General features: G+C 38.7%; 8 protein-coding genes. 7 read left to right on the top strand and 1 reads right to left on the bottom strand.

The features are described from left to right. Nucleotides 1-185 precede the first annotated feature (185 nt). The 7 genes from C1634_RS06565 to C1634_RS06540 all read left to right on the top strand — a co-directional run bounded on the left by C1634_RS06565 (nt 186) and on the right by C1634_RS06540 (nt 7261). Nucleotides 186-1856 (top strand): hypothetical protein, encoded by a 1671-nt coding sequence (locus C1634_RS06565; RefSeq protein ID WP_109738080.1) that lies wholly within the window; start codon nt 186-188, stop codon nt 1854-1856. Further along, nucleotides 1853-2335, top strand: coding sequence for a hypothetical protein (locus C1634_RS06560; RefSeq protein WP_103232236.1), 483 nt, complete (start codon nt 1853-1855; stop codon nt 2333-2335). The genes C1634_RS06565 and C1634_RS06560 overlap by 4 nt, the downstream gene beginning before the upstream one ends. A gap of 35 nt (nt 2336-2370) precedes the next feature. Beyond that, entirely contained in the window at nt 2371-3240 is an 870-nt protein-coding gene (locus tag C1634_RS06555; RefSeq protein ID WP_103232237.1) for a hypothetical protein, read from the top strand. Then, nucleotides 3227-3388 carry a hypothetical protein gene (locus tag C1634_RS25935; protein WP_165835278.1) on the top strand — a complete coding sequence of 54 codons (162 nt, stop codon included), beginning with the start codon at nt 3227-3229 and terminating at the stop codon, nt 3386-3388. Before C1634_RS06555 ends, C1634_RS25935 begins: the two co-directional genes overlap by 14 nt. A gap of 1 nt (nt 3389) precedes the next feature. Next, nucleotides 3390-4982 (top strand): hypothetical protein, encoded by a 1593-nt coding sequence (locus C1634_RS06550; protein WP_103232238.1) that lies wholly within the window; start codon nt 3390-3392, stop codon nt 4980-4982. Beyond that, nucleotides 4975-5961, top strand: a complete 987-nt coding sequence (locus C1634_RS06545) for a hypothetical protein (RefSeq protein WP_103232239.1) — start codon at nt 4975-4977, stop codon at nt 5959-5961. The genes C1634_RS06550 and C1634_RS06545 overlap by 8 nt, the downstream gene beginning before the upstream one ends. A gap of 388 nt (nt 5962-6349) precedes the next feature. Next, nucleotides 6350-7261 carry a hypothetical protein gene (locus C1634_RS06540; protein WP_103232240.1) on the top strand — a complete coding sequence of 304 codons (912 nt, stop codon included), beginning with the start codon at nt 6350-6352 and terminating at the stop codon, nt 7259-7261. 197 nt (nt 7262-7458) lie between these two features. Here the strand turns inward: C1634_RS06540 and C1634_RS06535 are convergent, their stop codons facing one another. Further along, complete coding sequence (locus C1634_RS06535; RefSeq protein ID WP_109738079.1) at nt 7459-10941, bottom strand: RCC1 domain-containing protein; 3483 nt, start codon at nt 10939-10941, stop codon at nt 7459-7461. Nucleotide 10942: the final 1 nt, after the last annotated feature.

The raw sequence follows: 10942 nt of genomic DNA, 5'->3' as shown, positions 1-10942 counted from the left end.
AATTGCCACTGAGTAAGAGTTAAGTCTGTTGGATACATCAATTTTTTTGTTTTGCAGCTCTAAATTGACATTTTTAAGCCAATGAGTAACCCTTACTCTTTTTTTATACCGTTTTTAAACAGGCTCTTAGATACAAAATATAACAACTCAAGTAATTTTCAATAATCAGCTCAAAATAAAATGGTATGAGTGAAGAAGCACAAGAAAAAGATGATTACGCTGCAAACCCCAATCAAAAGACTTATGATATGCCGCACCAGGTGGATCATGAAGTGAATGTGGTGAAAATATATTTTGCGAAACAAGTTCCTAAAATGATTTGGGAAAAGAAAGAAGAACCCTATACTGTAAAAAGTGGAGGGCTGGTATCTGATGTCAAAAAGAAGTATGAAAAAAAAGGAAGAAGGAACCTCCAGGCTGATAAAGAAGATTCTGTAAGATTAAAAGCAAAAGAGTCGGTGAAAATCACATGGGAAGAAGAGGTACAGGCGAAAAAAGCTGATGGCAGTTTGGATTTTGATTTTGAGAGAATAAACAGCACCACCATTAAAAAGAAAGTCTGGGTTGTAGCCAATTGTGAAGGAGCCAGCGGAAAGCTATCGGTGGAGATCCATGAAAATAAATTGAAAAATGCAGAAAACATCTATGAAAATCCTGTAAAGTTTCTGGATGGTGAGGAGGAAAAAAGCAAAATTGAATTCACGATCAACGGAACATTGGTATATGCCAAAGAAATAGCAATGCGCCCCAAAAGTGATGAAGATTTGAAGAAACTGATAGAGAAATTTAATAAAAGAGATGACAGAAATGCATTCTTATATTTCAAAGCTGAAGTAACAGGAACAGAGGATGAAGTGAAATTTCCGGATGAAACGCATGAGTTTTTAAATAAAGACAATGAAAGATTCGAGATCAGATACTGTAATTGTGGAAACAATTATGATATCACCTGTACCCGATACAGTAAAAGATATGGACCCGCCTACTGGGGAACAAAAAAACTTGAAAACTATTCCGATTGGGATACATTAATTGAAGATAAAAAAATTACGGCTGAAGAAAAGGCTATTTTGGTGGGAATGTCTGAAAATGAAGGCAAATTAGATTCTGTACAGTCCTATGATTGGGACCTCTCCGGTGAGCAGATGATATTAACGGCCGGGGCTATGCAAAAAACAGTGGATCACACCGGAAAAGGGGAATTTACAACGCAGATTGAAGAATTTAAAGCCCAGCACCCTGAAAAATATGACGAGCTATTTGCATCATGCGGATGGACCGTGGACTCCGGGATTCTGTATTATAAAGATCCGGCAGATTCCAAAGCGGAAAAAATTACCGGAAATACATTATCAAACAAAATCAGAGAAAACTGTAAAGAATCTTTATTTGGAAAAACAGTAGAATGCAAGCCTCTGCAACCGATCGTCAATGCTGTTATCGATAAGACATTTCAGGAAAAACAGGTGCTGGATTTTATAAAGAGATTAAAAGAAGTTGTACTTCCCTTAACTCCTACCGGCTATTCCTATAAATTGTCAGATTATTTAAAATCAAAATTGGGAAAAGCTACTGTATTGGATCATCACATCAACAGACCTGGATTGGTAAAAGATGATTTCGGGGATGCATTAAATCGGTTTTTCGCCAAAAAAGATGCCAACACAGCCAAAGAAAATAAAACAAAAAAAGAAGGTGAAAAAATAGAAAAATTATCAAGAAATCCTGGCGACTGGGGAGATATGCACGGTAAATATGAGCAGGAAATCCTTGATGATTACGGCAATACAAGAAGAGGTACCGATATGGACAAGCGGTATGAAAAAATGGAAAAAAATTCAAATTTATCATCATGAAACAATTTATAACCATCCTAATGATTTTAGTCATTTGCATTACATGCGGAAACACCGTTTCCCATCGAAATCATGATGTACAGAATAAAAAGGTAAAGAAAGATACCCTCATTACTTTGAATAATACCTCATCACTGTATTATGCATCCTACAACAGCGATATGAAACTATGGTATAATCTCTATATAATCAATAAAAAGAAGAAGATAAAAGTAGGGAAAGGAAATGAATACAAAGGTACGGGAAGTGAGCTATTCTCCCGATTATCTCCCAATGCCAATTATGTAGTGGTAGATGCCATCATCAAAGACTATGTGCATGAAAGTGATAAGGACAGTACCCTGCATGAAAACTACACTTGTGCTATTATCGATCTGAAAACAGCAAAAATAGTTAAACAAATGCAGGAAGACTGTGATGGATCATGGAACAAAAAAAGCCAGTGGGTTTCGTCTGGCGGGAAAGTAGTTTTTAAATAAAAGCAATAAGAAGTTTTAAAAACGGGTGAAAAATTATGGAGCCAGTGTTTCCCATACATATTAGATTAAACCTTCTCGAAGGAAAGAAATTTTATCGCTATTCCTGTAATGAATATACCACCACCAATGGGAAAACTCACAGAAGCGAGCTCAACAAAAATTTTCATGTTACGCTGAAGCTTTTAGAAACAGAAAGATTTGAATACCATATAGAAACTTTTGACAGAGTGCACCGGGATAAGGAACTCTCACTCTCTGAAAAAGATTTTTTAACCAGAATTGCAGCTATCAATGATGATGTAGTGCTTGTAACAGATGAATACGGCCGTTTGAAAAACATACAGGGACTGACAATTCTTCAGGACAGAATGGAAAAAGCCATAGAAAAGCTCTCCCGATCCTATGTTGGCAAAAAGGCAGAAGATTTTTATCAGTTTTTAAAAGCATTTTACCAAAAGGAAAACCTGGTGGGTAAAGATTTTTTAAAAAATATTCATTTCGGAATGATCCTTCATCAATTTTACGGAAGGCATGAGAAAGAGAATCAGAAAAAGCATAGGGTACGTTACCGTAATTTCATGGCTAATACCGTAATCGATATAGACGAAAGTATACAGACGGAGGCTATGCGTTGTGATGATGAATTACTACTATTACAGTACACCGGCGATATCCCTTCAGACAAAAACTGGGAAATGTTTTATGGAGAGATGAAAAGAAAAGAAATCGCTTATCAAAGCGAAACCGATTTCCCAAAACTGGACAAATATAAAGGACAAATGTTATTAGACGCTGTGACCAAAGAAGTGCTGGAGCATAAATTAACCATAGAATTTTCCCTGGGAGAAAACTATCAAAAGAAAATCATCTATCATATAAAAGAAATAAGTCATGAAGAATTATAAAAATATAAGATGGATCGAAGAACTGCAGAACCAGCTGGATGAAAAATTTGGCGGTCTGAACCACATCTCATTTAAAGAAGATAACATCACGGATCATCCTCGTCATGAAATATCAGAAACTCCCGTATTAAAAAAAGAAAAATCTTAAAATGGCAACACGTATTACCATAACAGACTCCGGGCAGACACAGACTTTAAATGGCCCATTGGCTCCGGATACTCCCGATGACTCATTGCAGCGCATCAGTGACGTTTATTTTGCCAAAAAAGTGACCACAGACAATGGAACAAGAGTAAGCTTCACAAAAATTGATTCTGCCCACATACAGAGGGATCACGATAATGTGGAAATCCCCTACGATTCTATATTAGGAAAAACCGTATATCTGATCATAGAGACCAGCAATATGACAGACCTGAATATAGATGCCGTGATAAGACCTTCAGCCAGTACCATGACAGAAAATACAGATACATTACAGCTCATGCGTTTTGTATCTCCCAATCGGTATGAAGTACAGAGGCTGTTGACGGTACAGGTCGGAAATTTTGATGCCCTCAACAACAGAGAAGACAGCCATGCTCATTATACCAATCTGCAAAGTGACCATATCAATAAAGCTATTATTAAACTGCAACTCAGACCAGACGGAAGAGCAACTTTTGATGACTGGACCAGAAGACTGGCAGATGGCACTATCAATCTGGAAGTGGCAGTAGAAAGAACAGACAACAATCCCTGTGCCTACAGAGATGAACAGCAAGAAGTAAATGGAGCCGGTATTTTCTTAGATGATGACACAGCAAGATTCAGAGTGGTCAATAAAAATATCTATACCATTCACCATGGCAGTAATACGTACAATACTTTAGCTGTGATCAGTACAAATCCGGAAAGAAGAAGAAGGGTTCAGAAAGTTCTGAATGCCCAATCTACGCAGGTTATCTTCTTTTATTATGATCAAAATGATAATGAACACAGGATTTGCGCCAGAACCAAAGAAATAATAACCAGAAAAAGAAGAATGAATGCCATTCCTCCGCTGGCCCAGAGAGGAGCTCTTTTGCAGACCATAGATTTTACCGCCAACAGGGCTGCCGGAGAACAGATCGATGCTCATCAGTTATTGGTGTATGCTAACGGAACACTTGGTGATGGAGCCACCGATAAATGGTACGCCAATCAACAGGGAGATGTTGAAATGGTGGATATGGATATTTTAGCGAATGATGGTGTGGGACCACAGATTTTTGAAGCATTCAATTATAATCAAAATGGAGTCATCATCCGATATGGATTTCAGCACACCAGAAGAAGAAGCATTCAACCGGATTTATTTGCAGGTTTCTTAGGGTCATTGGCGCAATTCAGGCAGGAAGGACACAACCATTATATTGTATCTCAGGGGTTTTCTTATGCTGATGCGTCGTGTTATCCCAGTGCAGAACATGTGAATGGCGAAGCAGGAGATTTAAATTTATTAACAAATCAGCAGAATGGAAACAATACGATCCTTACGGCCGCGAATTTTGATTATGATAATGAAGTGATTCTTAGAAATATCCTTTATGACTTTGGGTTTATACTAGGCCGGTCAGAGGATTTTTCCAACACGGCAAATGCCAGTACGGCAGACAATGCCAGCACACGGTTACCTCATACCACTCATACCGCTACTCCACGACATAATAATCATTTGCATGTCCACGGTTTCACCCCAATATCAGATATATATGTTTAAAATTAATATCGCTTTTTTTTCTTGTCTGTTTTTCCTTTTTTCCTGCTACAGTAAGGCTCAAACAGAAAATAAGGCAACAAACACAGAAGTACATTCAACAGATAAGGGATCGTTTTCTTTTAACACCAATAAGGCGGATTGTATAACGCTGCCATTTGGGTATTCAGATCTTTCAAAACGAACAACTGCTGATGCCATTCTGCCTGTCATACAGGATGAGAATACATTGAAGAAAATCAATGCATTGAAATTTGAAACAGTCATCAAAAAAGATCTTGTATCACTTCCTGAAGAATATGATGTCCTTCTGCCATTCAGCACTACTGTCAATGAAAAATATGACCGTATTAAAATAGCCTTTTATTTTCTGTGCTACGGAGACTATTCAGTCTACTTTATGGCGGTCTATAATACCGTTCGTTACACCGAACCATTTATTGAAAAAATGTATTTAGTTTCAACCAGAGACGGTAAGCTTATCGATATGAAGAGAATCTATCTTAATCATCAGGGAGAAATGGGTTTTGCCAACTACACCCTATTTAATATCGATAAAAATTACATCATTTCTCTGCAAGATTATGAGTTTACTGAAGATCCTTTCAAGCTAAAACCTTTACAGCAATACCAAATTCTACCCTCTGGAAAATTGGCAAGATACTATGACAAAGATGGCCCTTATAAAAATGAGGAAGAAATGGGCATGGTGAAAAACCACCTTAAAGAAGGAAAATGGATCGAAACCAAATCCAATAGTTCTATAGATATACAAAAACATCCGGAATTCACAGACCCCTATACCTATCTGGAAGCGGAGTATAAAAATGGGTTACCCGTTGGAACATGGAAATTTTATAAATTACTACAGAAATACCGTGAGGAAACAGGAGAACCCATCATCAATACAAGGAAAAAAGGACCATTAGTATACACTGAAATATATAAAAACGGACTCTTGGAAAAACGGGAATTTCATTAACTCAGGTCTTGCTGAGGAAGCATTTTCACTCCTTTGCAAAATCTATACTGCTGGATAAACTTTTGCTTATTGATTTGTTGGAACATCGCAAAGGCGCAAGGCTTTTTTAGCTGTATTGGGAGTCTAGGGCGCAAGAAAATCAAAGATTTTCAGCTAGGTATTCATTATGGAATAAGCCGTATTCGATTATATCAGATAAGATTAAGCTTTTTTAACGCAAAGGTTTTTATAAGTTCCTGATGATTTTTAGGAAAGCAAAGGTGGCGGATTCTCCGCTGATGAAGCAGAGACTTGAACTCTCAACAACATTTTTTCTCTAATTTCGTTTCATTCATTATCAAACTCCTAGAATAGAATTCATTGATCTTAAACTAAAGCGACTTAGCTAATGATAACTAATATACCAGCATACGAAGACTTTGAAAAAGTAACAAAAGAGTGTCTAATTCAAGCACTTGAATCATTTTTTATAATTTATTGTGCTTATAAAAAATATGATGATGAAAATATAAACGAAGAAGTTCCTCTAAATGAGGTTTGGGAGCATAACAAACCAACATTTAGAACATCTATTATTTTATTACATCAAGGAGTTGAAGCTTATATGAAAAGTGTAATTGTAAAAAATTCACCATATTTACTTCTTGAACAAAAAAGATCGGATTGGCCAAGTCTACCAGACAGTAAAGATGTAGATTATTCTTCTATGTATACGTATGCTGGCGAAAATCTTCTTCATACTTTTTGTACTGTTACTAATCTCAACATTAATTCAGAAAAAATAAAGTTCATTGAAGATATTAGACAAAATAGAAACAAGGCAATTCATGGGGCTGGAAATATATTAAACAATCCAAGCATTGTTATAATTGATGTACTAAAAGCATATACTTATTTCTTTGGAAAGGATCAATGGTTCAATGATATAAAAAAATGGAATCAATCAAATCCTCTTTTTGGCTATTATGATTGGAATTTTGAGAGTATACAATCATATAAATTTTTAGATTTCCTAGAAGTAACAATTGGAATAAAGCAGCTAAAAAAATATTTAAATTTTAATTTAAGTGGAAGAAAATATTTTTGCCCAACCTGTTTTCATAAAATACATTCAAAAGGCCATGAATTAAAAAGTAAGTGGGCATTTCTCAATCCCAACAAACCTTTTTCAACGATGTTATACTGCATCAATTGCAATTTTGAGAATGAAATAGAACGAACAGATTGTCATATTAAAGATTGTATGGGCAATGTAATAGACAAAGATAGTTTCTGCCTTACATGTGGTGAAAAACAATAAAATTTCATTAACAATCTCTTTTTCCCCGCTACAACAAAGAGGTTTGAGTATAATCAAAGTCGGGAGACTTTGTATAACAAAGAAAAGAGATCAGAAAAAGAATATTAAAAAAATAGCACCACTTATTTCTAGGTGGCGCTATTTTGAAAGATTTCAAATGTAAAGAAATCTTAGCGAGTCTAATAAGGTTTTAATGCTTATCGCTTGATTACTTTTACTGTTTTCACAACGTCATTAGCAGCATTTACTTTAACCAGATAAGCTCCTGATGCGAGTCCGGAAACATCAATGGTTCCTTTCGTATCATTGATGGCCTTGGTAAGGATCTGCTGTCCGGCTGCATTGTAAACCGCTACCGACAGTATCTTCTGGTCAAACGAAATCGTCAGGATATCCTGTACCGGATTTGGATAGACCTTCAGCTGATCTGCTTTTGCTGTAATTTCATCAACTGCTAAACTTCCTTTAGCGGAAGTTGAAACTTTAGTAATAGTTCCATTACTTGTACCACAAGCAACTGGTGTGAAAATTCTCTTTATAGCATTAGTACCATCTCCAATCTGTCCCTTGAAATTATAACCACTGATGGCCAGAAATCCATTAGCATTGATAGCAAACGTATTGTTAGCTCCTGCTGCAATACTTTGCCAGTCAGTTGCATTTCCTATACGCATAGGTGTAGAGGCGCTCGTCTCTGTACCATCTCCTAATTGCCCCCAGCCATTATACCCCCAGGCCCATAAGGTACCATCGGTTTTGATGGCTAAAGTTGAACCGTACATGCCAGTCTTCACACTTTGCCAGTTGGCTTCTGTTCCTACCTGTGTCGGAATATTCTTTCGATTTGTAGTTCCATCGCCTAATTGCCCCGAGCCATTATTCCCCCACGTCCATAGCATTCCATCGGTTTTGAGTGCTATTGAATGATTGGTTCCTGCAGTAACAGATTTCCAATTCGTAGCCGTTCCTATTTGAGTAGGGGAACTTACTGCGACTGTACTACCATCACCTAATTGTCCATAATTATTATCTCCCCAGGCCCATAGCGTTCCATCGCTTTTTATAGCAAGGGTATGATATCCTCCGGAGGCGATACTTACCCAGTCTGTTGCTGTTCCTATTTGTACAGGTATACTTTTGTTAATGAGGGTACCATCACCTAACTGCCCTCTGTTATTATACCCCCAGGCCCAAAGTGTTCCATCTGATTGTATAGCGAATGTCTGTTTCTCCCCCGTTGCAATATCCAACCATCCTGTTGCGGTTCCTACCTGCGTTGGAACAGTTCTCGTGGTGGTAGTTCCATCACCCAACTGTCCTCTGCTATTCTCTCCCCAGGTCCATATGGATCCATTGGCTTTCATACCTGCTGAAAAATAAGGCCCGGTAGCTATTTTCACCCAATTATTTTCGGTGCCGATTTGTGTTGGGGTATTTCTATTGATCGTAGTTCCGTCTCCCAGCTCTCCTTCATAGTTATTTCCCCAGGCCCATAGTGTTCCATCTGTTTTAAGCGCCATTGAAAAATCAACACCACCGCTCACACTTTGCCAGCAGCCTGTTGCAGTGGTAGGAAGTGTAGTAAAGGAACCTCCCGGCATCCAGATATACGGACTGAATCCACAATTAGAGCCCACCCACCAATAGTAAGTAGTGTCAGGTAGTAAATTGGTTAAATTGGCTGTTGTAGAAGTAGAAGGTACACCTCCCTGAATCCCTCCAACCGTTGGGCTGGTACTGTAAAGATAGACATATCCCTGACCAGGAGCCACCGTTGCTGCTGTCCAGTTAAGAGTAGCCGTTGCAGAAGTAATATTGGCAGATGAAACCGGTGTCGGAGGAATACAATATCCAGGGCAAGCCGTAGAAATAAATGTATTTTTGTTAACTTTCGTACCGTCACCTAGCTGCCAGCTATCATTTCGTCCACAAACTTTTAGAAAACTGTCAAATTTTTGTACAAGAATATGATTTTCTCCAGCAAAAACCTGCTTATTGTCTGAAGAGGAATCTACCTGTGTAGGTGATGTAGTACTTCCTCCAGTTGTACCAGTACCCAACTGTCCAAAATTATTGCTGCCCCACGACCAAAGGGTTCCGTCTGTCCTGGTCGCAAATGTAAAACTATTTCCAACCGTTGCAGTTTGCCAGTTGGTTGCTGTTCCTACTTGTATTTGAGTGTTTTTTGAAATGGTAGTACCATCTCCCAGTTGCCCATTACTGTTATTGCCCCAGGTCCATAGCGTTCCATCGGTTTTGATTCCTATCGAATGCTGAACTCCTGTATCAATACTTTTCCAATTAGTAGCACTTCCGATTTGCGTTGGGGTGTTTTTTGACACTGAAGTTCCGTCTCCCAGTTGTCCATAGTTATTAATTCCCCATCCCCACAGCGTTCCATCGGTTTTGATGGCTAAGGTCTGATAATTGGCGGCACGAATACTTTTCCAATTGGCGGCCGTTCCGATTTGTGTTGGAATATTTTTCGAAACTGTAGTTCCGTCTCCCAATTGTCCGTTACCATTACCTCCCCATGCCCATAGCGTTCCATCGGTTTTAATTCCTACGGAATGTTCAGCTCCACCGCCAAGACTTTGCCAGTCCGTTGCAGTTCCTATCTGAGTGGGAACCGTTTTGCTAGTTAAAGTTCCATCTCCTAATTGCCCAGAAGCATTATTCCCCCACGCCCACAACGTTCCGTTTGTTTTAATGGCAAGGGTATGCCTGTTGCCGACATATATGCTTTTCCAATCTGCTGATGTTCCTACTTGGATAGGGACAAGTTTGACATATGTAGTTCCGTCTCCTAATTGTCCAGATGTATTACTTCCCCATGCCCACAGGGTTCCGTCTGTTTTGATTCCTACCGAATGGTCTCCTCTTGTGATAAGGCTTTGCCAGCAGCCTGTAAAAGCTGTGGTCTGTACATCAATAACATTTCTAAAAACAGGCCCCCAAACACCCGTATTGTCTTTGATACGAACATTAAATACATGCAAACCATTAGCCGGTAAAGCAATTCCTGCATCAGCCAATTGCTCAAAAGAGGTGTCGAAATTTGTATCAGCAGCCAATAAAGCGGTTCCATTTCCTGCTCCCGGATCTGTATCCCAAAAATACTCGGCCTGAGAAACAGTTATTATTGGAGATGCTGAAGGTTGCTGAATATTAATGACATTGGTGAAAACCGGTCCCCAAACTCCCATATTGTCTTTGATACGGATACTGAATTTATGTAAACCGCTGCCCGGAGTGGCAACTCCTGATGCATTCAGCTGTTCAATAACGCTGTCAAAAGTACCATCGGCAGCCAATACGGGATTCCCATTTCCTGCTCCCGGATCGGTATCCCAAAAATATTCTGCCTGCGAAACAGCAATTACTGCAGAGGTCTGATTGGACTGAACATCAATAATGTTGGTAAAAACCGGTCCCCAAACTCCTGTATTGTCCTTGACACGGATACTGAATTTGTGTAAACCGCTGCCCGGGGTGGCAATGTCTGTTTTGGAAAGCTGCTCCACAACGTTATCGAAAGTCCCATCAGCAGCCCATACCGGAGTTCCATTTCCTGTTCCGGGATCGATATCCCAAAAATATTCTGCCTGGCTGACCAATACTTGTGCCGGGCACAGCATCACCATCAACAAGGCAATTATACTATAGATATAATTTTTCATA

It is taken from the genome of Chryseobacterium viscerum (genome assembly GCF_002899945.2).
In the GTDB taxonomy this organism is placed as follows: Bacteria; Bacteroidota; Bacteroidia; order Flavobacteriales; family Weeksellaceae; genus Chryseobacterium; species Chryseobacterium viscerum.
The sequence above is the reverse complement of the archived record's forward strand: the minus strand, read 5'-3'. Positions and strand labels throughout refer to the sequence as shown.